We start from the raw sequence: 26385 nt of genomic DNA, 5'->3' as shown, positions 1-26385 counted from the left end.
GCTTAAGCCTATTCGCCCACGACGACACGCTCATGGTTTCGCCCTATCGCATTCACATACCTGATGAACGCTTGACCCTGATCCAGGCCAAAGTTACCGCTTATGACTGGCACCAGATACCCGATGCTGGCGGCTGGTCAGCGGGGGTCGGCTTGGCCGACCTCAAGCGCCTGGTAGATTATTGGCAAAGTGTTTACGACTGGCGCGCTGTAGAAGCTCGGTTAAATCAATTGCACTTCACCACTGAGGCCGATGGGCCAGCGGCTTCATTTCATCCACTTGGAGGGCGATGGCACCAAGCCGCCGCTGTTGTTGCTGCATGGGTTGATGACGCAGGTATGCGGGCCGGCGCGTTACCTGGTGCAGGGCGGGGACTGGGGGGCGTCGATTGCGGGTTGGATGGCCTATGATCAGCCACTGTCGCTTTTAGGCATTCACCTCAACATGGCAAACCTGATGGCCGAAGGCACCGAAGACACCACGGACGAAGAACGCGCCTTCTTCGCTCAGCAACGTGAGCTAGAGACTGGGAAACAGGCTACAGCCACCAGCAGCAAACCCGCCCTCAGACCCTGGGCGTGGCCCTGGCGGACAGCCCGGTCGGCGCAGCGGCCTGGATTCTGGAAAGGTGCGGCAAGTGGGCGGACCTGCCCAAGACCGCTAACGGCGACCCCGACCTGCGCACGTTCGTGGCGTCTATGACTTCGACGCACGAATAAGCCCAGTGGTTACACGTGGCCTTGGCGGGGTTATGCAATGCCCTCCAGCACAAGGCATGAGGCCACATTACCGTGGATCATGGTGGATTCCAGGGTTTCGAGGCCTACGGCGTAGCCGATGACGGCCTCTCGGCAATCGGCTTCGATCAAGGTAAGAAAGCTCAAGCGCTGCGTCTGTAGCCTCAGCATCCAAGGCTCCTTGTGGGGTAAATGTGGAAACAGAGGTTGTACGTGACGGCAGGGGGCGGGCGTGTTGGCTTGCGCGCCCGCCATGCTGATGCCGGTTAAGGGCCGGGCGTTGGCGCTATGAAATGGGCTCGCCTTCTTGAATGATCATTATGTTATTGACTCTTGCCCTGACAAAGGGCACGTCTGGAGAAAGGTGAGACCTAATAAATTGTGCAACTTGTTCTTTTTCGCCCCGCTTGCAGAAAATATTATCGCACCGAAGTTTTCGCTGAATGTTGACTGCTTCTCTATTGGTAACTATGGCTAACTGCGTCGTCTGGCCCCACTCATAGGATAGGTGGTGGTACTCGGTCTGCAACTGCTGATATTCCTGCGAATTGGCCATGGACAGATAAACCATCGCCATGCCACCTGGGCCGATGAGTGCGCCGAGCATAAAGCCTGGGTCGATGCTGACCAGATACAGGGAGACCACAACTATGAACCCTGTAGCCCATTTCGCCATCGTTAGATGCCATTTAGGTGTGTCTTTCCATTCGCAGTATTCCCAGCCTGTTTTTGTGAATCGGTAGGCGATATTAATAGTCTGACCCATGAGACTCCATGCTGTTAGAGTAGGAATTCCAAAGATTAAGGTGCTTGAGAAACTGAGCCAAGGCTCGCTAAAAGCTTTGTTATTGAAATATACGTATAGGGCTATCACAAAGGCAATTGAAGTGACTATTGAGAGCCCTATGTTGGCCAAGAAGGTGCTGTAATTCCGTACCTTTAGCGTCCAGGCAAGAAGCTCAGGCTCACGCGTGTACTTCCAGGTAAGGCGAGGAGGGAGGGCGATGGGTCTTCTGAAGTTAAACATAAGCACACTCATTTAGACTGCACCGGCACGCTGAGCGTCAGGGCTTTAACCCTTTCTCGGTACCCTGTGTTCAATAGCATGATGTCGCCCGTATCCGCAGGCTCTGCGCTGAAGGCGGTGTTCAGGCGGTCGGCTTCTTTAGTGTCTGTCAAAGGCTCCAGGCGGAATAGGTAGCGCAAACGGCGTTCATCCTGGTGCGTTTCCAGGGGGTACAGGATTTCAAGCTCAAGAACAGGTGTGGGCAGGGTGGTCGCTATCCACACCTGCCAGAGGCGGTGCTCGTGTTTCTCGCTGTACGGGAAGTCTGTTTGCCGAGTAGTTGGCCCTGGGATGTTGGGCAGCTTACCGAGCAGGTCGGGGTCTACCCAATGGCCCTGGAGGAACTGTTCGGTCACCTCCCAGCGTTGGTTTTCCAGTTGGTCCGGCACCAACACATGCTGACGGCCGAGGGCAGGCCTCAGCGTGACAGTGTTACCGGCCAGCCGCTTTGGTAGCAGCACCTGCACCCACACGCCTTGGGAGGTAGGGTAGGTGCGTTCCCGGGCGAGCCTCAGCGTTTTGGCCAGTACGCTGGGGCGGTTGAGGAGGTGCATCAGGGCCTGCATCTGCTTGGCATGGCCGTATTTACCCTGCCATTCGGCAATGGCGCCACGGCCCCACTCACACCGGTAGAGCCATAGCCGCAGCCCTTCACGCTTGTAGCGGTAGGCTTCTTTTGTAATCCAAAGGTAGGCGACGCCCAGGACAGCGATGATGATGGCGACCGGTGTGGACATTAACCAACTGAAGGGGAACCAGGCGCCAAAGCCAGCGCCCAGCATCTGAACTGAAGTAACAAAGGTCATTCCACCGACCATGCCAAACTTAATCCACAACAGACTATTTTCGATGGCACTGCTGGCTTTATCGATATCCTTCCCTATTTGCCAAGCCTCCAGCCCAGCCGCAATCGCTCCCAGCGCAGCCCAGGTAGCCGTGCGCACTATCAACCCTCTTGAAATCGCTGCAAACTCGTCTGCCATTGCCGCTTTAGCGTGTTGGCCCTCTCCCACCAAACGGTGCGCTTCCTCTAGCCACCTTGTGTGCCCTGCCTGGGTCACTTTCAACAATTTGTCTCCATACTCCATCACCCCCATCCCACCCGCCCGACTCCACGCAGGCGCCACCCATAACGCAGCCAGGGCGTTAGCGGCATAGGCGCTGTTGGCGCCCAGCGTGCGCAGCTCATCTGCAGTAAATCTGCCGTCGTTGGCGGCACTTTGTGCGGTGTGGTGGAGGTTCCACAGGTTCAGCGCCACGACCAGGGAGGGCAGTGCCGTGCCCAGGTCCAGGTTGAACCAGTATTTGAGGTGCTGCGCGGGCGAGACGCGGTCCGCACCCTTTACCTGAGCGCGCGCTTCGGCCTGGCCCATGTCGCTCAACCAGCCGTTGAGGTCTGTTATCGATGCATTCACCTGAGTGTGACCGGTGACCTTGGCGGTGACCTGAAGCGGGCGCTGCAGGAAAAGGGTATTGAGGCGCTCGTTCAACCGGAACAGCCGGATGCGCGCGGCGTGGTGGTCGTGGGCCGGGGCGGGCCGCTGCAGCAGCGCGTTAAGGTCGTTGACCTGGTGTTGCAGGCCCCTGAGCTCAAGCAGCCACGCTTGGAATTCGCCTGCGTAATTACCATTGAAGATCAGCTGAGTACCGCTGGACAGCTCCTTGGAGATCAGGGCGTGGGTGACCGCCTGTATCAGTGCGGTCTCGGCAGTCAGGGTACCCACATAGAGGCTGACCAACCCATGCCAGGCGGTTTTCGCCAGGCCGTTGGCCACCTCCAGCAGGGTGCTGAGGCTGCGTTGGGTGACCTTGCTGGCGGCTTGATAGGGCGGGCTGTCGCGCAGCACCACCAGGTCGAACACGGCGTTGAGTTCATTTACCCGCGTGCCCACGTTGGTTACGTCCCCTGGGTTGCCGATGGCCAGGCCCGGGGTGCTGCCATCGCCGTGGCCTTTGCCGTCCAGGCTGCCCGTGGTGCTAAAGCGATGCGCCACGGTAGTGAGCAGCTCGGCAAGCTCGGGGGTGAAGTTGAACCGCGCCAGGGCAAACAGCGTGGTCGGCTGCCGGGCTTGGTCGGTCAGCCACTGTTGACCACCCGTCACGCCGCTGAGGGTTTGGCAGACGGCGTGGGCCGTGCCCATCAACGCTGCGGCCTGGGTGGCGTTGCAGGGGTCGTGGAACACGGCCTCAGCGTGAGGAGGCAGCGCCTGGAGCCAGGCGGTGAGGTCTTCCCTGCTGCGCTCACAATGCGCATGCAGGCGCTCCATCAGGGTGCTGTTGCGGTCAAGGTAGTGGCGCGCGTCGTCGAGGCGCACGTCCTCTCTCCAGGTACGCCGGGCGTCCCACCGTTGCAGGTGCTCTTGCCATAGGCGGCGGTCGGGCAAGCGGCCCCATGTGGCGATGAACGCGTCGTCTGCGGCTTTCAGGTAGCCTGCATCGGCGAGCGACAGGCTCTGTACGCCGGGCTCGGTCAGGCTGTTGCGTGCATGCACCGCGTCATAGGCCTGGAATAGCGCATACAGGTCGTCGGTGTAGGCTTGTTGCTGAGTGCGGCCCTTAAGCTCGGCGGGGATGAGCGCCTCGGTGTCGCCGCCGCACAAGCGCTCCACCACCGCGGCGCTCTGCATCCGGTACTGGTGCTCGTTCTGGAATTGCTGCACCTCCTGCACCCGGCCACTCAGGCTCATGGTCAGGTCATCGATCAGGGCCAGGGGGTCGTCCAGGGCCACGAACAGGGCGGTGTCCTGGTCGGGTACGCCGCCGCGAACCCAGCACTCCTCGAACCCCGCCTTGAACGGCCCATCCGGCGCGGTGGGCCCTGTAGGCAGCAGGGTGCTGGTGAAAAAGGGTGGTGTTTCGCCGAAGGCGAAGATGTCCGCCACGCACCGGCTCAGCTCGGTAATCATCGCGCCGTGCGGCACGCTGGCCTCGGTGCAGAACTGGGGCAGGCTCAGGCGTCTGGTCCAGTGCGCCTGCTCGGGGTGCTGGCGAAAGCGCTCGCACAGACGCCAGGTCCACTGCACCGGCGAGTAGGCCATGCGCAGCTGGCTGCGGCGGGGGTACAGCACGTAGGGCAAGGGCTCGCCGGGGTTGTGGCGCACGTCCTGGTTGAGCTGGGCGTCGGTCCATTCGTGGCGGGTGAACTGGTGGCCCGTCACCTCGTATTCGTGGAAAGTCTCGTCGGTGCTGTTCCACACGTACAGCCAGCCGTCACGCAGTTGGCGCAGGGTGTAACTGCGGGTGACCAGCGCTGGCAGGTGGCTTGCCCAGCCTTTAGGCAGCGGGTGCGGGCCCTGTGGGCTGCCGGGCTGGCTGGGGGCTTCGTCCAAGGCATAGCGCACCGGGAAAATCGCCACCTCCGCCGATTGAAGTGGGCACAGGCCCATGCCGAAGGGGGCGTTGCTGAAGGCTTGGTTGCGCCTGGCCCGGTGCAGTTGGGCGCGGTATTCAGGGTCGTTCATTGGACCTCCTTGGCAGCGTGCGACGCGAACATCCCTTGATCCTTACAAGTCGCCGATAAACAAGGGTGCGAGGTTAACTAAAAATGATTAACGGGCAGCCGTGCCTGTGTCAGATGAGCGCAAAGGATAAACAAATAATGGAGTCACTCCTATAACTAATACGGGTGTTAGGTATTTGGCAGTTAGTTTTAAGTAATTCCTACAGCGATAACTACAAGAACTTACAGGAAGTGCGCAAAAAGTTGTACATAGCTATGCGGTTTTATGCGCACTATTGTCCTCAGATAACTTCGCTAGTGCCTGGTAATTAATGAACGTTAATTGCTAGGAAAAGAGCGCCTGGTGGTTGCCTACTGGAACCGAACCCACGGCGTCTACCACCTAGCCACTCCAGCACCGCTCATTAAAGGTCACCGATGGTGGGTTTCACTGCGCAGTTCAACGCGTTCCTCAACCTGGCCATGGCCCAATGCGGCGTGCCTGTTGAGGGGCCTTCAGGAAAGCTGCCTGCTGAGCTGCGCCTTAAGATCGCCCAGCAGGTGGTGGCCGATGAGCTAACACCCGCGCAGCAGGGTACCGTTTCGCGGCAGCATGCCGAGGTCATGGCAGGCAAGGCACTGGCTGGCTTGGCATTGCAAAATCGCGCCTGGGCAGGCTGTGCCTATAGTGCTGAGCAGGCTCGACCTTCGCTTGGCCGGGCTGTTACTCAACAGGCGATTGCTCGGTTGGCGCGGCGCCTGCCTAACGACGTGGCTCAGTTTCGTAAAGCGTTCGCTCAACGGGTGGGCACGCGCGCGCATGTGGCCGTGGCCTTCAACGGGCTTACGCCGGCCCAACAGGCGGCGGCCCTGGACGTGCTGGCCGCAGCGCCGCCTTCGGGTTCGCTCACCTTGCGCGGCTTTTCGCCCAGCAACGGCACTAAGGTGGCGCAGATTGCCCGTAACGCGGCGCCGTCGCTAAAGTTGTCACTGGATCTGGCGGGGCAGGGTTTAGCTACCCAGCACCTTCCAGCCCTGCGGGCTCTGTTGTCACACGCTTATCCCCCTTCCGTCAGCCTTGATCTGCGATGGAACCCCTTGTCTGAAGATCAGGTCGCGGCACTGGGCACAGGGCACGGCACCACGCAGGTAACCCACGGCTGGAATTCGATGAGCCTGAACGCCGCCAATATTGTGAGGGCCGTACTGAACCAGGAAAAAGACGGTGCGAGCCTGGACCTGTCCCGCTACACGGGTTTGACGAGCGAAGACGTCGCAGCCGTGATAGGGGCGTTAGGGAAAAATGTTGGGCGCCATACGGCGCTGTATCTAAATGTAGGCCTGGACGAGCCAATCACCATCGATGTGGAGGCGGTGAAAGCGTTGGCATCACTGCTGACCCATCCCGATTGCAGGTTAGCAAGACTCAACCTCGCCAGTGGCAGCGTCGAGGATGGAGGCGCGGAGGCGCTGGCCAGGGCCCTTGCTCATGAGCAATGCCCGCTGACCCACCTGAACCTTAGAAGCAACTTCATAACACCCGCCGGCGGTATTTTGCTTGCTCAGGGTATCGAGACGTCTAACGGGCGGTTGAGGTCGGTGAACATCGGAGCTAACCCGTTGGATGGGCCTACTCGAGAACGTCTGATCGCCGGGGCCCAGTTGCGTGGGGTGAGTCTGCACTGCATACCCTAACAGCGCCTAACGCCCGGTTTAAAAGCAGAAGAAACGTTCCAGCCAGTGAATTATTCAGCATGCAGTGCCTCTGAGCATCATCTGCAGGGTCTGCCCATGCGGCGACCCTGCATCCAGATGGCCGGTTAGCTCCCAGGTAATGTGTATGAAATCAAGGAAAAAACCCCTCAAACCCTATGGTTTGAAGGACATCACCATTGTGGATGATGCCAAGATGCGTAAGGCGATCACCGCCGCTGCCTTGGGTAACGCCATGGAATGGTTCGATTTTGGCGTGTATGGCTTTGTGGCCTATGTACTGGGCAAGGTGTTCTTCCCCAGTGCAGACCCCGGTGTGCAGATGATCGCCGCGTTGGCCACCTTTTCCGTGCCCTTCCTTATCCGCCCTTTGGGCGGGTTGTTCTTCGGTGCCGTAGGGGATCGCTATGGGCGACAGAAGGTGCTGGCGGCAACCATTGTGATCATGTCGCTCAGTACCTTTGCCATTGGCCTGATCCCGTCCTATGCCTCCATTGGTATCTGGGCGCCTATCCTCTTGTTGCTGGCCAAAATGGCTCAGGGCTTCTCGGTCGGGGGTGAATACACCGGAGCGTCGATTTTCGTGGCCGAATACGCGCCCGACCGTAAGCGCGGATTCCTTGGTAGCTGGCTCGACTTTGGCTCAATCGCAGGCTTCGTATTGGGCGCAGGCGTAGTGGTAGCGATTTCCACCGTGATCGGTGAAGAGAAGTTCCAAGAATGGGGCTGGCGACTGCCATTCTTCCTGGCGCTGCCATTAGGCCTGGTGGGGCTGTACCTGCGTAACGCCTTGGAAGAAACACCAGCGTTCCAGCAACACGTCGAAAAACTCGAAGAAGGCGACCGTGAAGGCCTGGCCAAGGGCCCTCAAGTGTCGTTCAAAGAGGTAGCGACCAAGCACTGGCGCAGCCTGATGACCTGTGTAGGGGTGGTGGTCGCGACCAACGTTACCTATTACATGTTGCTCACTTACATGCCGAGCTACCTCTCGCATAACTTGCATTACAGCGAAAGCCGAGGCGTGTTGATCATCATCGCCATCATGGTAGGCATGCTGTTCGTCCAACCGGTGTTTGGACGTTTGAGCGACAGGTTCGGGCGCAAGCCGTTCATCATCATCGGCAGTATCGGGCTGTTCTGCCTGGCGATACCGGCCTTCATGCTCATCACCAGCGGCAAGCTCGGCCTGATTTTCGCAGGCTTGCTGATGTTGGCGGTGCTGCTCAACTTCTTCATCGGGGTCATGGCGTCAACCCTGCCAGCGATGTTCCCAACGCACATTCGGTACAGTGCCCTGGCCAGCGCCTTCAACATCTCAGTGTTGATCGCAGGCCTTACGCCAACGATCGCTGCCTGGCTGGTAGAAAGCACTCAAGACCTGTTCATGCCGGCCTATTACCTGATGGTGGTTGCGTTGATCGGCCTGGCGACGGGCCTGACCATGAAGGAAACGGCAAACAAGCCCCTGCGCGGTGCCGCGCCAACGGCCTCGGACCTTACCGAAGCCAAGGAGCTGTTGCGCGAGCACCACGACCACATCGAGCACCGGATCGAGGACATCGATGCGGAAATCAAGCGGCTGCAGGCAAAGCGAGATGAATTGGTACAGCAGCACCCGCGTATCGACTAAGCGGCTCTGAGACGCACTGGCCAGGCTGGCCGTGCAACAACGCCAGATGGGCGACCGATTCCTCAACAGCGGTGCGCATTTGCTACGGCACTCCATAGCCAATGGCTTACACCACAGCGCAGCGTTTGGCTCTCGTTATTGCCCCGACGGGCACGTAGTATGGGCTCATCAACTGGAGCGCAGGAGTGCTCTGGGGTCATGGACGATCGACCACGGTTTGGAAGGCTACCGGCAGGACGCTGGAGTGGTATTGAATAAAAAACCCGCTTAGGCGGGTTTTTTGTTGCGTGCAATTTGGCGCCGCGCGCCCGTTGCCATTGCCTCGCGTCCTTTATAGACGCAAGGGCAACGCAGGGTCAGTGCCCCATCAGGGTATCGATGCCGCCGGGCTTGTCATGGGCCCCGAAGCGATCTACCAGCGTAGCGGTGGCGCGGTTCATGCCGATGACGGCCACCTGAACACCGGCGCGTCTCAGCTTGATAACCACCTTATCCAAGGCAGCTACCGCCGTAATGTCCCAGAAGTGCGCATCACGCAGGTCGATGGTCAGGGTATCAAGTGGCTCTTTGAGTTCGAACGCCTGGGTGAAGCGATCTGCCGAGGCGAAAAAGACCTGCCCGGTTACGTAGTACGTGCGGTGACTGAACTCAGGGTCAGGTTGCGAGCTAACAGCCAGGTAATGCGCCATCTTGTTGGCAAAGAACATGGCTGCCAGCAGGGTGCCCGCCAACACGCCATACGCCAGGTTGTGCGTGGCGACCACCACCACCACGGTAGTGATCATCACGATGTTGGTGGACAGCGGGTACGCTTTCAGGTTGCGGATCGACGCCCAGCTAAAGGTGCTGATCGACACCATGATCATCACCGCCACCAGTGCGGCCATGGGGATGCGTGCCAGCCAGTCGCCAAGGAACAGCATCATGATCAGCAACAGGACACCGGCACTGAGGGTGGAGAGGCGAGTGCGCCCACCTGATTTAACGTTGATCATCGACTGGCCGATCATCGCGCAACCGGCCATGCCGCCAATGAGGCCCGAGGCGATGTTCGCCAGCCCCTGGCCCTTGCATTCACGGTTCTTGTCGCTCTCCGTATCCGTGAGGTCATCCACGATGGTCGCGGTCATCATCGACTCAAGCAAACCCACCACTGCCAGGGCGGCAGAGTACGGCAGCACGGTCCACAAGGTATCCAGGTTCAGGGGCACGCTGGGCCACATGAACACCGGCAGGCTGTCGGGTAGCGCTCCCATGTCACCCACGGTATGGACCCTCAGGCCCAGGTAGGTGGAAAGTGCCGTCAGAACCAGGATGCACACCAGCGGGGAAGGCAGCAGCCTGCCCAGTACAGGTAGCCGCGGGAACAGGTAGATGATCGCCAGGCCGCCCGCTGTCATGGCATACACCGGCCACGTCACGCCGGTAAGTTCAGGCAGCTGCGCCATGAAAATCAAAATGGCCAAGGCATTCACAAAGCCGGTAACCACCGAGCGCGACACGAACTTCATCAATTCGCCCAAGCGCAAGTAGCCGGCGAGGATTTGCAGCACGCCGCACAGCAGTGTGGCTGCCAGTAGGTAGTGCAAGCCGTGTTCCTTGACCAGGTTAACCATCAGCAGCGCCATCGCGCCCGTGGCGGCGGACACCATGGCCGGTCGGCCACCTACAAAGGCGATCACCGTACAGATGCAGAAGGAGGCGTAGAGGCCTACTTTAGGGTCCAGCCCGGCGATGATAGAGAAAGCAATAGCTTCGGGAATGAGGGCGAGGGCGACCACCAAGCCTGCGAGTACATCGGCACGGATATTAGAAAACCAGCCACGTTTGATAGGTTCGAGCATACGTTTATCCAAGGCAGGCACAGCCAGGCGCGCAGCGGCGAACGCTGCGCAGGGCGGTGCCGGTATAGGGAGCGGAGGTGAGTGGCGGCGGCTAGCTAAAAGCGCGCAGCCGAGGACGACCACGCTAGGCGGTCAGGGTAGTGCGAGGGGGCGTAGCGCTATGGCGGCGTAGGCAGCCAGTTGGAACGAGGCACTGTCATCCTGGGGAAGGCAGTTCGATGGCGGTAATGGTACCGACGTGTTACGGCCCGTTACAACCGTCGGCCGATGAGCTGGCGCCAAGGCGCTGCTCAGTACGTGGTGTGTCAAGCGCGCTTGACAGCATGCGCAGCCGGCTCAATACTCGGCCGCAGATTCATATAGATGACTACATAACAAGATGAATGCCCCATGAATCCATTGTCTAGCGATACTCGGCTACCGCTCTATCAACGCCTGCGGGACCACCTGGCCGAACAGGTTGCCAACAACCGATGGCGGCCTGGCGAGGCGATTCCTACGGAAGCCGCCTTGTCCTCGGAGTACCAGCTGTCCACGGGCACCGTGCGCAAAGCAGTAGACGCCCTGGTCAGCGAAGGGGTGTTGGAGCGACAGCAAGGGCGCGGCACCTTTATCCGTCGCCCACAGTTTCAGTCGTCACTGTTTCGGTTCTTCCGGTTCCAGACCCAGGCCGGCGAGCGCCAGATCCCCGAAAGCCGAATCCTCTCTATCGAGGCGGTAACGTCACCGTCGGCCGTAGCCCAGGCATTGGGGCTGCCGGCCGACGCACCCGTGATCCGCATCGTACGCCTGCGCCTGCTGGAGGTTCAGCCGGTGCTGGCCGAAGAGATCTGGCTCCCCCAGGCCCGGTTTCAGCCACTGCTTGATATCGACCTGGACCAGCAAGGTCCGCTGCTCTATCCCATCTACGAAACCCTGTGTGGGCAGGTAGTGGCCTCGGCCGAAGAGAGCCTGACGGCCGAATGCGTAGGCGCGGTGCATGCGCGCCTGTTGCAGGTGCCGGTAAACAGCCCGGTAGTGGTGATCGAGCGCTTGGCCCGTGATTACGCCGCAACCCCCTTGGAGTGGCGTCGTTCGCGTGGGCACGCCCAGCACTTTCGTTACAGCGTGGACATCCGTTAAGCCCGCGCCCCGCTGATTCACCTGATAAGGATAAGAGATATGTTCAATTGGTACCGCGTCATTACTTCACGGGAACGCAAAACCTTCTGGGCGTGCTTTGGCGGATGGTCCCTGGACGCTCTGGAAGTACAGATGTTCGGGCTGGCGATTCCTGCACTGATCGCAGCCTTTGCCCTGAGCAAGGGCGATGCCGGGCTCATCAGCGGGGTAACCCTGATTACTTCAGCGCTAGGGGGCTGGGTGGGGGGGACGCTCTCCGACCGCTACGGCCGGGTGCGCACCCTACAGTGGATGATCCTCTGGTTTTCGTGTTTCACCTGTTTATCAGCCTTCGTAACCGGCTTTGAGCAGTTGCTGATCGTCAAAGCACTCCAAGGGTTCGGCATTGGCGGCGAATGGGCAGCAGGTGCCGTGCTGATGGCCGAAACCATCAACCCTAAATACCGCGGCAAGGTCATGGGTACGGTCCAGAGCGCATGGGCGGTGGGTTGGGGGGCGGCGGTGGCAATATTCGCCCTGATTTACTCGTTCGTGCCACAGGACCTGGCCTGGCGAGTGATGTTCCTCGTGGGGCTGCTGCCGTCACTGCTCATCATCTGGGTACGACGCAACGTGCAAGAGCCGGACAGCTTCGTGCGCGTCAACCAAGTACAGGCTGCGCCCCGCAGCTTTGTTCAGTCCCTGGCGGGAATCTTCCGGCCGGAGCTGCTTCGGGTCACCCTGTTTGGCGGCTTGCTGGGGTTGGGCGCGCACGGTGGTTATCACGCGGTAATGACGTGGCTGCCCACCTTCCTTAAAACCGAGCGCCAGTTGTCTGTACTTAATTCGGGCGGCTACCTGGCGGTGATCATCGTCGCCTTCTGGTGTGGCTGTGTGGCCAGCGGCTATTTGATCGACCGCATCGGGCGCCGTAAAAATATCCTGTTGTTCGCCCTGTGCTGCGTGATCACCGTGCAGTGCTATGTCTTTTTACCGCTGAGCAACACGCAGATGCTGTTCTTGGGCTTTCCACTGGGCTTCTTTGCTGCGGGCATTCCTGCAAGCCTGGGGGCGTTGTTCAACGAACTGTACCCGGCCGACGTTCGCGGTGCAGGGGTGGGCTTTTGCTATAACTTCGGCCGGGTGCTGTCTGCGATATTCCCGTTCTTGGTAGGCCACATGAGTGCATCGATGTCGTTGGGCTCGGCCATTGGCATCGACGCAGGCATTGCATATGGCGTAGCCGTGGTGGCGGCGCTGTGCTTGCCTGAAACCCGTGGCCGTAGCCTCGATACGGCAGGCCCTGCGCCCGTGCAACCTACCGCTGAACCCGCCCGTGCATAACTGACACCGCTTTAGGACGAACACTGCTCGTGATAGATCAAGTGATACCCCACAACCCTGGCGCGCCCATTACCGGTATCGACGGGCATGCCCATGTGTTCAGCCGGGGGTTGAACCTGAGCACTGCCCGGCGCTACACGCCCGGCTACGATGCCACGCTTGCGCAGTACAGGCAGCAACTGCACGCCAATGGGTTCAGCCACGGGGTGTTGGTGCAGCCCAGCTTCCTGGGCACCGACAACAGCTACCTGCTAGCGGCCTTGGGCGAAGCCCCCTCGCACCTTAGGGGCGTCGTTATGGTGGAGCCGGGCACCCCACGCGAGACCTTGGCGTACATGGCCAGGCGTGGGGTAGTGGGGGTGCGCCTCAACCTTATAGGGCAGGCCTTGCCCACCTTCAGCGAGCCGATGTGGCAGGTGTTTTTGGGCCATCTTGCGGAGTTGGGGTGGCACCTGGAGCTGCACAGGCCTCTGGCCGACGTACCCGCGCTTGTCGAGCAACTACTGCCATTCGGGGTAGCGCTGGTCGTTGACCATTTTGGCCGGCCAGAGTCAGGCCTGGGCATGGAGCAGCCAGGCATGCGTGAGTTGTTGGCCTTGGGCCGAACAGAGCAAATATGGGTGAAGGTCTCCGGGGTTTACCGCTTGGGCGCGGCGGAGGACGTAAACCTACGCTTTGCCCGCCAGGCGCTGAGGCACCTGGAGCAAACCTTCGGCGCCCACCGCCTGCTATGGGGCAGCGACTGGCCCCATACGCAACACGAGGCGACGGTCGACTTCACACGGGCAAGGGCTCAGTTGGACGCCCTGGAATGCCCCCCTCAGCTGTTGCATGCCCTGCTGCGTGAAACGCCTCAGGCGTTGTTCAAGTTCTGAGCGCGAGGGCGGCCTCAGGCACTTTGTGCAAGCGTGGTGAGCTGAGACAGCTGGCGGTGGTAGTGGCGCCCCTCTTGGTTCAAGGCAAGGCGTGGCTTGCCACTTCTCTCGTCCTTGATCGATACATAGCCGCACACCACCAGCACGCGCAGTTCATCGGCGTCATGCTCCGAGATGTTTTGCCACTTGCCGGCTTCGATCAGGTCCATCAACTGAAGGTGTTTTGCGTCGTAACTGTTCATGTGAAGGCTCGAAAGGGTGCGGAGGTGTGGCATTGTGCTACCAATTGGGGGGCGGTGGGAGCCGTTCAGGCCACTGTCATCATCAAAGGCTCGACTCCGTCGCAAAATTTCATTGACAAGGGTATGAACGGTCGTTTTTACGCTGCTCAAGGTTTACCCAGAACGGCAGATAACCCGGCCAGACAGACCCATGTGAAGGTCTTACGGAGCCGCCCCAGTGAACCTACGTTCGTTACGTATCGCCCCCCGCGCCGCCTTGTGCTTTGGCATCATTACCCTGCTCGTGTTGTTGCTGGGTGCCTTCGCACTGGATCAACTCAAACAGCTACGGGCCACTGAAAAAAGCATCGAGACCGACACCCTCGCCAGTATTCAGACCACAGACGACATCCAGATCTCGCTGCTGCACACGCGTTTGGAAAGCATCAGGCTGCTGGCCACTGAAGACCCTGTGGCCATGGACACTTCTATCAAGCAGATTATGCTCAACCGCGACATGATGAACGAGCGCACCGACCATTACCGCCAGCACTTGTTGTCCAGCGGCGAAGAAACGGCCCGCTTCGAACATGCGGCACAGATGATGAAGAGCTATCTGGAAGGGCTGGAACAGATCGTCAGCCTGGCCCGTACCGATCATGAGAAAGCCATTGCCCTGGCGAACGGCGACCAGCGCCTGCGCGCGCAGGCCTATCAAGATGAGTTAACGGCGTTGCGTGAGCTTAATAACGCTGCCGCGTCCAAGGCTGGGGAGTCGGCTACAGCGATTTACCAGCACAGCCTCTGGGTCATCTTCATCTTTATGGGCGTCGCCCTGGTGGTGACTTTACTAATGGCCTGGCGCCTTACCCGCAGCCTGGCGCAACCGATTGGTGCGTCGCTGGCTGTAGCTAATGCCATCGCCGCTGGCCGCTTGACCAGTGTAGTGGAGGTGAAAGGTTCGGATGAGGCCGCGGGCTTGATGCAGGCGCTGGGTCAGATGCAAGCCAACCTCAAGGACACGTTGCACGGCATTGCTCAGGCGTCTACTCACCTTAGTGGCGCGGCAGGCACCATGAATGTGGTAACGCGTGACGCCAGCGACACCCTGGTGCGACAGAACGCTGAAATCGATCAGGCGGCCACCGCCGTAACGCAAATGAGCGCGGCAGTGGAAGAGGTCGCCCGCAACGCAGCCTCTACCTCAGAGTCGGCCCGTCAGTCCAGCGTCGCTGCTTTGACCGGCAACGATGAAGTGAAGAAAACCCTGGTTGCCATGCAACAGTTGACCTCGCAGGTGCAAACCACCTCAGACCAGGTGGAAGGCCTCGCCGGCCAGGCCCAAGACATCGCCAAGGTGCTGGGGGTGATCCGGGCGATCGCCGACCAGACCAACCTGCTGGCCCTCAACGCAGCCATCGAAGCGGCGCGGGCAGGAGAGCAGGGGCGCGGGTTCGCGGTGGTGGCCGATGAAGTGCGAGCCTTGGCGCACCGCACTCAGCAATCGACGCAGGAAATCGAAAAGATGATGGGGGCGATCCAGTCGGGTTCCGCTGAAGCCGTTGGCTCCATGCAGGCCAGCACCTCTCAAGTGCAAGAAACCTACGCCATCGCGCAAGCCGCCGGTGACGCACTCACAGACATCCTCCACTCGGTCAAGCTGATCGAGGACCGCAACCTGCAAATTGCCGCGGCGTCCGAGCAGCAGGCGCACGTGGCCCGAGAGGTGGACCGCAACCTGATCAGCATTCGCGACTTGTCAGTGGTCAGTGAGGGCGGCAACAAGCAGACGGTCGACGCTGGCCATCAGCTGACCAGCCTGGCCCACGAACTGCAAACTCTGGTGCAGCGCTTCCAGCTCGCATAAGAAAGAGGTCGGTCGCGAGCGAAGCATAGGCCTCGTTCGCGAGCTGTCGCCCGCTACCTACGGTGAAAGGTGCTGAACGTTCCCTAGAGGGACGGCGTCCTAAGCACATGAGCCTGATACCTAACCTTTCCCGAAAAGCCACTGTATTGGTATGCGGCGCCAGCCAGGGCATCGGCCTGGCGCTGTGTGAGCAATTGCTGACCCGTGACGACGTGAGCCAGGTGTGGGCAGTGGCCCGCCGAGCGACCGAGGCTAAAGGGCTAGCTGACCTGGCTGGGCGCTACCCTGACCGCCTGAGCCAAGTCGATTGCGATGCCCGAGACGAAACAGCATTGCAAGCGTTGGGGCGCAGGTTAAGCGCCGAGTGCGATCATCTTGATCTGGTGGTCAGTACCTTGGGCATTCTCCACCACGAAGGCGCACGGCCAGAGAAGGGGCTGGCCCAGCTGGAGATGGCCAGCCTATACGCCAGCTTCACCACCAACGCGTTTGCTCCCGTCCTGCTGCTCAAGCACCTGTTGCCCCTGATTCGCCGTCAACCCGCAACCTTTGTGGCGTTGTCCGCCAGGGTGGGGTCGATCGAGGACAATCAGCTGGGTGGGTGGTACAGCTACCGAGCGAGCAAGGCCGCGCTGAACCAACTGCTGCACACCGCAAGCATCGAGCTTAAACGGCTCAACCCCGCCGCCACCGTGCTGCTCTTTCATCCCGGCACTACCGACACTGCGCTGTCGCGCCCCTTTCAAGCCAACGTGCCCTCCGGGCAGTTGTTCGAACCGGCCTATGCCGTGCGCTGCCTGCTTGAGCAGATCAGCTGCCACGGGCCTGCCGATACGGGTACCTTTTGGGCCTGGGATGGCCAGCCCGTGCCTTGGTGATCGGCCAGGTAGGCATTGCCATCGTCTATCAAATGCCCTTCGCCACGCGTCCGCGGGACGCCCGGTAAGGGAGGCCCGGTAAGGGAGGCCCGGTAAGGGACGCCCTGCACAGTTCCCTGCAACGTACACCGTTTAAAAGGTGGCGTGCGTCAGGCCGGTCAAGGTATCGGCGATGGCCTTGGTGCGCTGTGCGGTGTCTTCAGTGGCGCGATTGAAGTCTTCCAGGGCAGCGTCGAGCTAAGCGGCGGTGCAGCTGAGGCTGGCAGTACCCTGGCGGTCAGCACAGGTTTTAGTAAAAAACTTCAAAGGGTTCATGGGCGGCAGCTCACGGAAAGGGGTACGCCTGCCTTGTGCAAACGTGGGAAATGCCGGGGTATCGGCCAGTAAAAACGGGGCTGAAGCGCGCTGATGCCCTTCGGTCCGCTACCGGTCGCTATCGCCCTTATAGGCAGCCGCTAATTGCAGCGGCGCTAACTATCTGCTTTTGCCATTAAAGGTACAGCGGATTGCTGCCGAAACAATTGGCATCCCGCCACCGTCTCTCAACCGCCGATAGGGCCCGTATGCAAACCCATGCTCAGCTGTTGCCTTCCTACCCACGACGCACTGCAAATGCCCCTGGAGCAATCAGGCTATTGGCGGCGTCGATAATGGCATGGGCTGCACCGCTATCAAGCGCCTTGGCCGGCGAGGTGATCGACTTCTATTCACCTACTGGCCCGTACCTAGACCCGGTCTATCTCAGTGCTGAGGGTGCAACGGCGGTCGGTGGGCTGGTCAACGACGCAGGGCAACAGCGAGTAGGGCGCTGGAGCAACGGCACGTTTGAAATCATCGGCAGCCTCAACGGTGGCGCTACCGAGGCTCATGGGTTGAGTGATGATGGCAGCGTGATTATTGGCGTCTCAGCCTCAAACACCAATGGGGATTACCACGCCTTTCGCTGGTACAACGGCGCAATGACCGACCTTGGCACCTTCGGCGGAACCTACGCGGACGCCCAGGCCGTGAGCGCCGATGGCGGTGTGGTGGTGGGGTATGCGGGCGTGCCCTTCAGCAATTACAGCATGGCATTCAGGTGGGAGAACGGCACCCTTCAGGCTTTGGGCACCTTGGGGGGGGCGGAATCCTTCGCGCGCGCGGTCAGCGCCGATGGCGGGTCGGTGGCGGGAACGGCATCACTCGGCAACGGCGATCAGCACGCGTTCCTCTGGAACGCTGGCGCAATGTCTGACTTGGGCACCTTGGGGGGCGACCATTCCGAGGCAACCGCTATCAGTGCCGACGGCCAGGTGGTGGTTGGCAATGCGCTACTGGCGGATAACGGGTTTGCCCACGCCTTTCGCTGGTCGGCAGGCACGATGCAGGACCTGGGCACGCTAGGCGGCCACTACTCTGTCGCTCAGTTCGCCAGCGCTGACGGTAGCGTGGTGGTTGGGCGCTCCATGCTGGCCGATAACTGGAACACACGGGTGTTTCGCTGGCAGGCGGGGGCGGTGGTTGACCTAGGCTCACTGGGGGGCAATGCGGTCTATGCCAGCGACATGAACCCCACCGGTACCGTGATAGTCGGTACGGCGTCAGACCTGAGCAACCAGAACCAGGCGTACCGGTGGTCTTTGGCCGGCGGCATGCAGACGGTAGAGGCCTGGCTGGGCGAGAACGGTGTTCAGCTCAACGACACCGGGACAAGCGCGGTCAGTGCGGCAGGCGTGAGCGATGACGGCCGTGTGGTCATCGGGCAGCTGAGTAACGGTCATCGGTACTTGGCGAGGATTATCACCCCAGCACCGCCCCCTGTGGTGGTCACACCGCCTGTTGTAGTCACACCGCCTGTTGTAGTCACACCGCCTACGCCAGTCACGCCGCCAGTGGTCGTCACACCGCCAGTGGTGGTCGTGGTCACACCCTCTGAGCCCGTCACCCCGCCTGTGGAAATCACGCCGCCAACGCCACTGCCAGTAGTCAGCTCGCCGCCGGATGTGGTCACCGCGCCGATTTCACCCCCCCAGCCCACGACCACGCCCGCTCAAGAGGTTGCACTTCCATCGCCAGTGGCCTCTGCACCAGGCTCGGGGCTGATCGACGTGGACGACTTCATGGCGGGGCTGTCCGCTGTGCGGATGCAAACCTCCACCCTGGCCCTCAATAGCAGCGACCTCACCCTCAACGGCCTTCATGGTAATCCCATGCGGGGGCTGCTCCCGACGGGCAAGCAGAGCGTCTGGGCTTCAGGCGACATCGGCCGTAAGGGTCACGGTGCCGCAGACGGCGACTCGGGCCTGGGCGAAATCGGCTACGGCGTAAGCCTGACGCAAGGGTGGCAAGTAAACCTGGCCCTAGGCCGCACTGCCGACACACAGAACGGGGCTATGGGCAGCCACACGCGGGTACAAGGCACGTACGTGCTGCCCGAACTGATCATGCAAGTGCCGGGTACGGTGGCCTATACCACCTTCAGCCTGCTGTATGGCCGAAGCGACAGCGACATCGATCGGGGTTACCTCAACGCAGGCACTGAGCGCACCTCACAGGGTGATACGTCAGTCACTAGCTGGGGCGGCCGGGTGCGCCTTGATCTGCTGGATGCCTTCTCGCTGGGCGGCGCGACCTTCACGCCCTATGTCAGCCATACCCTCCTGCGCACTCGCCTGGACGGTTACCGCGAGACCGGTGGTGGCTTCCCGGTTGCGTGGTCGCGCAGCACTGCGCGTAGCCAGACCTCCCGTCTCGGCCTGGACGCCGTGAAGCCCTTGAGCCCCAGCGTGACCCTGTTAGGGCGAGTAGAGGGCGCTCATCGCTACGAGGCCCGAGGCCCTCGCGCCGAAGGTGAGGTGCTCGGGGCGGGCGGCGGCCGGTTCAGCCTTCCAGGGCGCGACTACAGCCAGAACTGGGTGCGAGTGGGCACCGGGGCAGAAATGAAGGTGGGAGCAGGTGTGGCCACGCTGATGCTCAACGCGACCAGTGAAGGCGAGGACCCGAGCTACTGGGCCACGGTGGGCTATCAACTGCAATTCTGACGCGGTGGAAGCGGGTAGGGCTGAGGGCCAAGGCGAGGGTGCAGGGCGGATACAGGATGTTTCACATTCCATCATTTACAGCGACCAACGCACCTAGGGTTTTCTGTAATGAAAATGTAATATTCGCTTTCGCATACAATAATAACGCCGGAGACACCCGATGTTCGCTTTCTTCCGTCCAGCGCCCCACCGTGCGCCCTTGCCCGAGGATCGGGTCGACAGTACCTACCGACGCCTACGCTGGCAGATCTTCGCGGGTATCTTCATTGGCTACGCGGGCTACTACCTGCTGCGCAAAAACTTCACGCTGGCCATGCCCTACCTCATTCAGGAACAGGGGTATTCAAAGGCGCAGCTGGGGGTCGCCATCTCCGCCATCGCGATTGCCTATGGCATTTCCAAGTTCTTGATGGGCATTGTGTCCGACCGCTCGAACCCACGCTACTTCCTGCCGTTTGGCTTGCTGGTGTCAGCGGCGGTCATGTTCGTGTTCGGATTCGCACATTGGGCCACCTCCAGCGTGGCCATCATGTTCGCCTTGCTCTTCATCAACGGTTGGGCACAGGGGATGGGCTGGCCACCGAGCGGGCGGACCATGGTGCACTGGTGGTCACAGAAAGAACGCGGCAGCGTGGTGTCCACCTGGAACGTGGCGCACAACGTGGGGGGTGGCCTGATTGCCCCGTTGTTCCTGCTGGGCCTGGGCTGGACCAACGACTGGCACGCCGCGTTTTACGTGCCTGCCGCCGTCGCGGTCATGGTGGCTGTGTTCGCCTTCATCACCATGCGCGACACGCCGCAATCGGTGGGGCTGCCGCCGGTTGAGGCGTACAAGAACGATTACCCCGAAGGCTACGATGCCAGTCACGAAGAGGAATTCACCGCCAAGGAAATCTTCGTCAAGTACGTGCTGCGCAACAAAATGCTGTGGTACATAGCGCTGGCTAACGTATTCGTTTACTTGCTGCGCTATGGAGTAGTGGATTGGGCGCCGACCTACCTCAGTGAGGTGAAGCACTTCACCGTCGATAAAACCTCATGGGCGTATTTCCTCTACGAGTGGGCGGGCATTCCCGGCACGCTGCTGTGTGGCTGGATGTCAGACAAGATCTTCCGGGGCAACCGCGGCCTCACAGGCGTGGTGTTCATGGCACTGGTGACCGTTGCCACCCTGGTGTATTGGCTCAACCCGCCTGGCAATCCTACTGTAGACATGGCCGCGCTGATCACGATTGGCTTCCTGATCTACGGGCCGGTCATGCTGGTAGGCCTGCAAGCGCTGGAGTTGGCCCCCAAAAAAGCGGCAGGCACCGCCGCTGGGTTCACCGGGCTGTTCGGCTACCTCGGTGGTTCGGTGGCGGCCAGTGCAGCCATGGGGTACGTGGTTGATCGGTTCGGTTGGAACGGCGGCTTCGTGATGCTGGTATCGGCCTGCATCCTGGCCATTGCCTTCCTGTTGCCCACCCTGCGCCATACCCAGGTTGCCAGCAGCAGCCGGTAAATAGCCCAGGCATCAAGGCCGGTCGCCTGAAAAGCAGCGACCGGCTTGCTCCCGCACTCCAGCCAGGCAACTTACCGCGGCGGCCCACCCTGGAAACCACGCGACCAAGGGTGCTTGAGGTTGTACAACCGACCCGTTACTGTACATAAAACCAGTGACTGGGCCCGCCATGCAGTTGATCGATAAGCTAAGCATTCTCGCCGACGCCGCCAAGTATGACGCCTCCTGCGCCAGCAGCGGCGCGCCCAAGCGCAGCTCTCAAGGCAAGGGTGGGCTGGGGTCTACCAATGGCATGGGGATCTGTCACAGCTATACGCCTGATGGTCGCTGTGTGTCGCTGCTCAAGGTGTTGCTCACCAACTTTTGCTTGTACGACTGCCAGTACTGTGTAAACCGTCGAACCAGCAACGTACCCCGCGCACGGTTCAACCCGGATGAGGTCGTGCGGCTCACCCTGGACTTCTACCGGCGCAATTACATCAGCGGTCTGTTTCTAAGCTCAGGGATCATCCGCTCTGCGGATTACACCATGGAGCAACTGGTCAGCGTGGCTCGCAGCTTGCGCGAGGAGCATGAGTTTCGCGGCTACATTCACCTCAAGACCATTCCAGACGCCGACCCTGCACTGATCGAACAGGCTGGCCGCTACGCCGACCGCCTGAGCGTTAACGTTGAGCTACCCACCGGCGAAAGCTTGCGGGTACTGGCGCCGGAGAAGCAGCTGATTACCATCCATCAGGCCATGGACACTATCCACCAGGGCCAACAAGCCGTGGCAGGCGAGGCCAAGGCGCCGGCGTTCACCCCCGCTGGCCAGAGCACCCAAATGATCATTGGGGCCGATGCCACCGACGACAGCACCATCTTGCAAAGCGCAGAGTCGCTGTATGGCAATTTCCGCCTGCGCCGGGTGTATTACTCGGCCTTCAGCCCTATCCCTGACAGCCCTTCGAGCGTGCCGTTGGCGCCGCCGCCCTTGTTGCGCGAGCATCGGCTGTACCAAGCCGATTTTTTACTCAGAAGCTACGGCTACAAGGCCGACGAGCTGTTGAGCGGGCCCGGTAACCTGGCCTTGGACATCGACCCCAAGCTGGCCTGGGCGCTGGAGCACCGCGACCTGTTCCCGCTAGACCTCAACCGCGCCGAGCCGGCAATGATTGCCCGGGTGCCAGGTATCGGTATCCGGACCACCAAGCGGATTGTCGAACTGCGCCGTCAGCGCCGCATTCGGTATGCAGACCTGGCTCGGCTGCGCTGTGTATTGGCCAAAGCGCGGCCCTTCGTGATCACGGCGGACTACCATCCGCCCCAAGGCGAAAGCAGCAGCCTTTCGCTGCGCCAGGCGATGATCGAGCGCCCACAACCTCAGCAACTGGGGCTGTGGGGGTGATCTGCCTGGAGTGCAATGGCCTGTTCAGCCAGTGGCGCCAGCAAGCGCGTTGGTTGCTCAGCCACCATATAGACCCTAGCCAGGTGAGCTGGAACGGCGAGCGCGAGGTGGACCTTTTCAGCGCACCCCACGATCTGCCAGAGGCCCTTGGGCTGTTTCACGCCAAGATCCCGCAAGCCTTGCCCGACCTGCTGCGCGACGCGGCCCAGTACTTGGGTGACCACCGCTGGAGCCTGTTGTATGAAGTGCTGTGGCGGGTCAGCCATGGCGACCGTACTGCCATGCTGGCCGGCGACGCCCTGGGCTCGGAGCTTCATCGGCGGATCAAGCAGGTCAGTCGCGAGGCGCATCACCTGCATGCCTTCCTGCGCTTCGAGGAGCGCCAGGCGCCTGGCGAGGGGCCAGCATTCGTGGCCTGGCACGAGCCGGCCCACGATATTCTTGAACGGGCGGCGGAGCATTTCGTGGGGCGCATGGGCCGCGAGCGCTGGCTGATCGCAACGCCGCGCGATGGGATCTTCTACAACGGCGAGCGTTTGCATTACGAACGCACCTGCCCTGACGCCTGGCGTGACCTGGCGCGGGGCAGGGGGGATGACACCCATGCCTTGTGGCGCGCCTATTACGCGCACACCTTCAACCCTGCACGGGTGAACCCCAGCATCATGCAAGGGCACATGCCTACGCGGTTCTGGAAGCTATTGCCAGAGGGCGACCTGATCCCCAGGCTGGTGGTGCAGGCACGTCATGGCAAGCAACGCGATGGCCAAGCGGCGGCAGTGGGCGCTCGCGCGGGCAAGGCCATCGGGGCAGCCCCTGTACCCCGTCTGCCCACGCCTAAAGACTGACTTAAGCACTGGCATCAATAGGCCGCCGTTTGTTTTTGCACAACTCAAAACCGGCGAGGTATTAAAAACGCCCACGCGACGCTGCGCGCCTGCGTGGACCTTGAACAGCAGGCCGGGCGGCTCCAGCAGTTGGTGGGCAGTTTTCGTCTCTGACCTTCACCCACGTGAGCCTAGGGACGGGCCAAGCCATCGCAGGCCATTCGCCCGGCTCCCTGCAAGCAGCGCATCGGTTTGGCCTTGGCCTTGGTTTTTTTCTCTGGAGGCGGTGCATGACCTGGCAGGTAGGTCACGGTGTAGCGCACCTTGGTGCGGTAGCTGGCGCGCAGAATATCAGTCGCGCGCTTGTTGATTGCAGCGGGCTTGGCGTCGTCAGGGTTGGCGCTCACCCAACGTGCCTGATCCACGTTACGAGACCAGTCGGTGTTGCCGCGTGCCACGGGGCACGGCACGAAGCTGTAGCTCACCCGGCCCTCGGGGCCCGTACATTTGTACGCCTCGGCAAAGGCTGCGGGGGTAACGCAGGTGAGGGCGGCGAGTAACACTGGCAGTCGCATTGGCCGGGCCCATGGTGGCATTTAGATGTCGCGTAGTATAAAGGGCGGCGGCTGTGCCTCACATATCCGTCCGACGGAACACCGTAGGGTACGTCGCAGTCTTAACCTTATGAACCCGACACCTTACCTGGGCTGTGCAGGCTGGAGCCTGCCGCGCGACTACTGGCCGCAGTTTGACCGCGACGGCACCCATTTGCAGCGCTATGCCAGCCGCTTCACTGCGGCGGAGATCAACAGCTCATTTTATCGCCCGCACCGCGCGGCAACCTATGCCCGCTGGGCCGGCTCGGTACCGCCGAGCTTCCGGTTCTCCGTCAAGGTGCCTAAGCACATCACTCACGAGCTGCGACTTGAGCAGTGCCAGGCACCCCTTGATGCCTTTCTCGACCAGTGCATGGCGTTGGGACCCAACCTGGGCTGCCTGCTGGTGCAGTTGCCGCCTTCTTTTATCTTTGAGCCTAAGCACACAGGTTTATTTTTCGAGCAGCTGCGCCAGCGTTATCACGGCGCGGTAGCGCTGGAACCCCGTCACCCCACGTGGCTGCATGCCGGGGCGCTATTGACCTCGTTCGAGGTGGCGTGGGTGCAAGCAGACCCCGCTCCACTGAAGGAAACCGAGCCCTTAGGGTGGGGTGGGCTTGTGTACTTACGGCTACACGGCAGCCCTAAAATTTACTATTCCGCGTACAGCGAGCCGGTGCGCCAGTGCGTGGTCGAGCGGTTAAATGCCAGCGACGTACCTACCTGGTGCATCTTCGACAATACCGCCGCGGGCGCGGCGGTTGGCGATGCGCTGTGGGTACACGAGCGCCTGCTTAAAAGCTCGGGCCCCGGCGCAGGCGAATAGGGCCGTTGAACGGCCCCTCCGGGTCGAGCGAGTGAGCCCCTTGGGTAATCACGATCACGCCTTCCCGGGCCAGTTGCTGAGCCTGATGACGCACGGGCTCCATCAGCGCACGCCAGGCGTCCTGCGCTGGCGCTATTGAGCGAGCCACCTCAGAGGGGCAGATAGAGGCCTCGGGGCTGCGCTGAGCCAACAGATCAAGCAGGCACGCACGTAGCGCCGGGGGCTCATGGCTCATAGGTGACTGAAACTGAACAGGGTGGTCTGGGCGTACGTCTTGCCTGGGTCCAGCCGGGTAGAGGGGAAGTTTGGCTGGTTAGGTGCATCGGGGTAGTGTTGGGTTTCCAGGGTGAAGGCTCCCCAGTGGGGGTAAGTTTTACCCCCTTTGCCGGTGAAACCGGTAAGGAAGTTACCGGTGTACAGCTGCACGCCCGGCTCGGTAGTGTAGAGGCGCAAACGCCGCCCTGAGCCTGGGTCCATCACGTCGGCGGCCGGCGTGCTCAAGTCGCCCGCGCTATCGAGTACCCAGTTGAAGTCAAACCCGCCTTGCTTGGGCTCGGCGAACTTGAGCTGTTCATGATCGTCGCGGATGTGTTTGCCAAAGGCTACCGGGCGGGTGAAGTCTAATGGGGTGCCGGCCACGGGTGCCAATTCGCCCGTAGGTATCAGGGTGTTATCAATAGGCGTGTACTTGGCCGCGTAGAGCGTAGCCACATGGTTGAGAATATCCCCTTCGCCAGCACCGGCCAGGTTGAAATAGCTGTGGTTGGTGAGGTTAAGCACCGTGCTGCGGTCAGTGGTGGCCTTATAGCGGATGCGCAACTCGTTCTTGTCGTTGAGGCTGTACTCCACGTCGACCTTCAGATTGCCCGGAAAGCCCATCTCGCCATCGGCAGAGTGGTAGCTCAGGGTCACGCCCACCCAGCCTTTTTCATTCGTCTCACGTGCCGTCCACAGATGCTTGTCGAAGCCTTTCGGCCCGCCATGCAGGGCATTCGGCCCATCATTCACGGGTACTTGGTACTGCTTGCCATCCAAGCTGAACTGGCCCTTGGCCAAACGGTTACCGAAGCGGCCAATGGTGGCGCCAAAATACACGTCGCCGTGGGCCTGGTAGCCTGCCAGATCATCGAACCCCAGCACCACATCTGCCAGGTTGCCTTTGCTATCAGGGACGAGCAGCGATTGCAGGGTTGCGCCATACGTCAGGATGCTCGCTTGCATCCCGTGACTGTTGCGCAGCACATAGCGCTCTACCGAATTACCGTCGTCCAAGGTGGCAAAGCTGACGTGTTCTTGTGTCAGGCCGGCGGCGTGCGCCACGCCCGTACCGGTGCCGATGGCCAAGGCCAGGGCGGCCGCTTGGCCACTGCGCGTGAGAAGGGGGTTCATGGGTAGTCTCCGTACGTTTGTTGTTATGAAGAAGGGGGAGGGCTACAACATTGCCCTGTTGAATATAGTCATACCAATTTCAACATCAAGATCAATAAAAACCGAGAATTACTATGTATTT

General features: G+C 60.9%; 21 protein-coding genes and 2 pseudogenes. 15 read left to right on the top strand and 8 right to left on the bottom strand.

All coding sequences use genetic code 11. The annotated features are described in order from the left end of the window. Positions 1 to 32 precede the first annotated feature (32 nt). Positions 33 to 212, top strand: a pseudogene (locus tag AC4LE2_RS10380) (epoxide hydrolase N-terminal domain-containing protein); the annotation flags it as partial. A 40-nt stretch (positions 213 to 252) separates the two neighbouring features. Then, a complete protein-coding gene (locus tag AC4LE2_RS10375; RefSeq protein WP_491828198.1) occupies positions 253 to 702 on the top strand; it encodes a hypothetical protein in 450 nt (149 codons plus the stop codon). Positions 703 to 749: 47 nt separating this feature from the next. Here AC4LE2_RS10375 and AC4LE2_RS10370 read toward each other — a convergent pair whose 3' ends face one another. From AC4LE2_RS10370 to AC4LE2_RS10360, 3 genes are all read right to left on the bottom strand, one after another. Continuing rightward, positions 750 to 908, bottom strand: a complete 159-nt coding sequence (locus tag AC4LE2_RS10370; protein ID WP_491825678.1) for a hypothetical protein — start codon at positions 906 to 908, stop codon at positions 750 to 752. 115 nt (positions 909 to 1023) lie between these two features. After that, positions 1024 to 1503, bottom strand: coding sequence for a hypothetical protein (locus AC4LE2_RS10365; protein ID WP_491825677.1), 480 nt, complete (start codon positions 1501 to 1503; stop codon positions 1024 to 1026). 269 nt (positions 1504 to 1772) lie between these two features. Continuing rightward, on the bottom strand, positions 1773 to 5264 hold the full coding sequence (locus AC4LE2_RS10360) for a T6SS effector BTH_I2691 family protein (RefSeq protein ID WP_491825675.1): 3492 nt from the start codon (positions 5262 to 5264) through the stop codon (positions 1773 to 1775). A 416-nt stretch (positions 5265 to 5680) separates the two neighbouring features. Here AC4LE2_RS10360 and AC4LE2_RS10355 point away from each other — a divergent pair, with 416 nt between their 5' ends. Together AC4LE2_RS10355 and proP are read left to right on the top strand one after the other, a co-directional pair. Continuing rightward, positions 5681 to 6937 carry a leucine-rich repeat domain-containing protein gene (locus AC4LE2_RS10355; protein WP_491825674.1) on the top strand — a complete coding sequence of 419 codons (1257 nt, stop codon included), beginning with the start codon at positions 5681 to 5683 and terminating at the stop codon, positions 6935 to 6937. Positions 6938 to 7082: 145 nt separating this feature from the next. After that, positions 7083 to 8585: a glycine betaine/L-proline transporter ProP gene (gene proP, locus AC4LE2_RS10350; protein ID WP_491825673.1), complete on the top strand. Its 1503-nt coding sequence runs from the start codon at positions 7083 to 7085 to the stop codon at positions 8583 to 8585. Between the two features lie 356 nt (positions 8586 to 8941). On the opposite strand, the gene AC4LE2_RS10345 is transcribed toward proP, so the two are convergent. Further along, entirely contained in the window at positions 8942 to 10429 is a 1488-nt protein-coding gene (locus AC4LE2_RS10345) for a SulP family inorganic anion transporter (protein ID WP_491825672.1), read from the bottom strand. A 390-nt stretch (positions 10430 to 10819) separates the two neighbouring features. Between AC4LE2_RS10345 and AC4LE2_RS10340 the strand changes: the two genes are divergently transcribed. The 3 genes from AC4LE2_RS10340 to AC4LE2_RS10330 are packed head-to-tail and all read left to right on the top strand — an operon-like array spanning position 10820 to position 13749. Beyond that, positions 10820 to 11551: a GntR family transcriptional regulator gene (locus AC4LE2_RS10340; RefSeq protein ID WP_491825671.1), complete on the top strand. Its 732-nt coding sequence runs from the start codon at positions 10820 to 10822 to the stop codon at positions 11549 to 11551. 39 nt (positions 11552 to 11590) lie between these two features. Continuing rightward, the gene (locus AC4LE2_RS10335; protein WP_491825670.1) at positions 11591 to 12874 is read left to right on the top strand and encodes an MFS transporter; all 1284 of its coding nucleotides are present in this window, start codon (positions 11591 to 11593) and stop codon (positions 12872 to 12874) included. 29 nt (positions 12875 to 12903) lie between these two features. Next, positions 12904 to 13749 (top strand): amidohydrolase family protein, encoded by an 846-nt coding sequence (locus tag AC4LE2_RS10330; RefSeq protein ID WP_491825669.1) that lies wholly within the window; start codon positions 12904 to 12906, stop codon positions 13747 to 13749. Positions 13750 to 13763: 14 nt separating this feature from the next. Here AC4LE2_RS10330 and AC4LE2_RS10325 read toward each other — a convergent pair whose 3' ends face one another. Further along, positions 13764 to 13991 carry a hypothetical protein gene (locus AC4LE2_RS10325; protein WP_491825668.1) on the bottom strand — a complete coding sequence of 76 codons (228 nt, stop codon included), beginning with the start codon at positions 13989 to 13991 and terminating at the stop codon, positions 13764 to 13766. 217 nt (positions 13992 to 14208) lie between these two features. On the opposite strand from AC4LE2_RS10325, the pseudogene AC4LE2_RS10320 reads away from it, so the two are divergent. From AC4LE2_RS10320 to AC4LE2_RS10290, 7 genes and pseudogenes are all read left to right on the top strand, one after another. Further along, a pseudogene (locus AC4LE2_RS10320) lies at positions 14209 to 14979 on the top strand (MCP four helix bundle domain-containing protein); the annotation flags it as partial. Further along, positions 14953 to 15837 carry a methyl-accepting chemotaxis protein gene (locus AC4LE2_RS10315; RefSeq protein WP_491828109.1) on the top strand — a complete coding sequence of 295 codons (885 nt, stop codon included), beginning with the start codon at positions 14953 to 14955 and terminating at the stop codon, positions 15835 to 15837. The pseudogene AC4LE2_RS10320 and the gene AC4LE2_RS10315, both read left to right, overlap by 27 nt. 107 nt (positions 15838 to 15944) lie before the next feature. After that, positions 15945 to 16715 carry an SDR family NAD(P)-dependent oxidoreductase gene (locus AC4LE2_RS10310; RefSeq protein ID WP_491825667.1) on the top strand — a complete coding sequence of 257 codons (771 nt, stop codon included), beginning with the start codon at positions 15945 to 15947 and terminating at the stop codon, positions 16713 to 16715. 650 nt (positions 16716 to 17365) lie between these two features. Further along, a complete protein-coding gene (locus AC4LE2_RS10305; protein WP_491825666.1) occupies positions 17366 to 19735 on the top strand; it encodes an autotransporter domain-containing protein in 2370 nt (789 codons plus the stop codon). 160 nt (positions 19736 to 19895) lie between these two features. Further along, positions 19896 to 21236, top strand: a complete 1341-nt coding sequence (gene glpT / locus AC4LE2_RS10300) for a glycerol-3-phosphate transporter (protein WP_491825665.1) — start codon at positions 19896 to 19898, stop codon at positions 21234 to 21236. Positions 21237 to 21405: 169 nt separating this feature from the next. Further along, the gene (locus tag AC4LE2_RS10295) at positions 21406 to 22626 is read left to right on the top strand and encodes a putative DNA modification/repair radical SAM protein (RefSeq protein WP_491825664.1); all 1221 of its coding nucleotides are present in this window, start codon (positions 21406 to 21408) and stop codon (positions 22624 to 22626) included. Then, entirely contained in the window at positions 22623 to 23474 is an 852-nt protein-coding gene (locus tag AC4LE2_RS10290; protein WP_491828108.1) for a TIGR03915 family putative DNA repair protein, read from the top strand. Before AC4LE2_RS10295 ends, AC4LE2_RS10290 begins: the two co-directional genes overlap by 4 nt. A gap of 170 nt (positions 23475 to 23644) precedes the next feature. On the opposite strand, the gene AC4LE2_RS10285 is transcribed toward AC4LE2_RS10290, so the two are convergent. Further along, a complete protein-coding gene (locus AC4LE2_RS10285) occupies positions 23645 to 24028 on the bottom strand; it encodes a DUF4124 domain-containing protein (RefSeq protein ID WP_491825663.1) in 384 nt (127 codons plus the stop codon). Between the two features lie 109 nt (positions 24029 to 24137). Here AC4LE2_RS10285 and AC4LE2_RS10280 point away from each other — a divergent pair, with 109 nt between their 5' ends. Further along, positions 24138 to 24875: a DUF72 domain-containing protein gene (locus AC4LE2_RS10280; protein WP_491825662.1), complete on the top strand. Its 738-nt coding sequence runs from the start codon at positions 24138 to 24140 to the stop codon at positions 24873 to 24875. Here AC4LE2_RS10280 and AC4LE2_RS10275 read toward each other — a convergent pair. Both AC4LE2_RS10275 and AC4LE2_RS10270 read right to left on the bottom strand, forming a co-directional pair. Beyond that, positions 24844 to 25110 (bottom strand): DUF3253 domain-containing protein, encoded by a 267-nt coding sequence (locus AC4LE2_RS10275; RefSeq protein WP_491825661.1) that lies wholly within the window; start codon positions 25108 to 25110, stop codon positions 24844 to 24846. The two genes, AC4LE2_RS10280 and AC4LE2_RS10275, sit on opposite strands and share 32 nt — an antisense overlap. Beyond that, entirely contained in the window at positions 25107 to 26264 is a 1158-nt protein-coding gene (locus AC4LE2_RS10270) for an aldose epimerase family protein (RefSeq protein ID WP_491825660.1), read from the bottom strand. Before AC4LE2_RS10270 ends, AC4LE2_RS10275 begins: the two co-directional genes overlap by 4 nt. Positions 26265 to 26385 lie beyond the last annotated feature (121 nt).

Source organism: Pseudomonas sp. 9.3L (genome assembly GCF_058536285.1).
The sequence above is the reverse complement of the archived record's forward strand: the minus strand, read 5'-3'. Positions and strand labels throughout refer to the sequence as shown.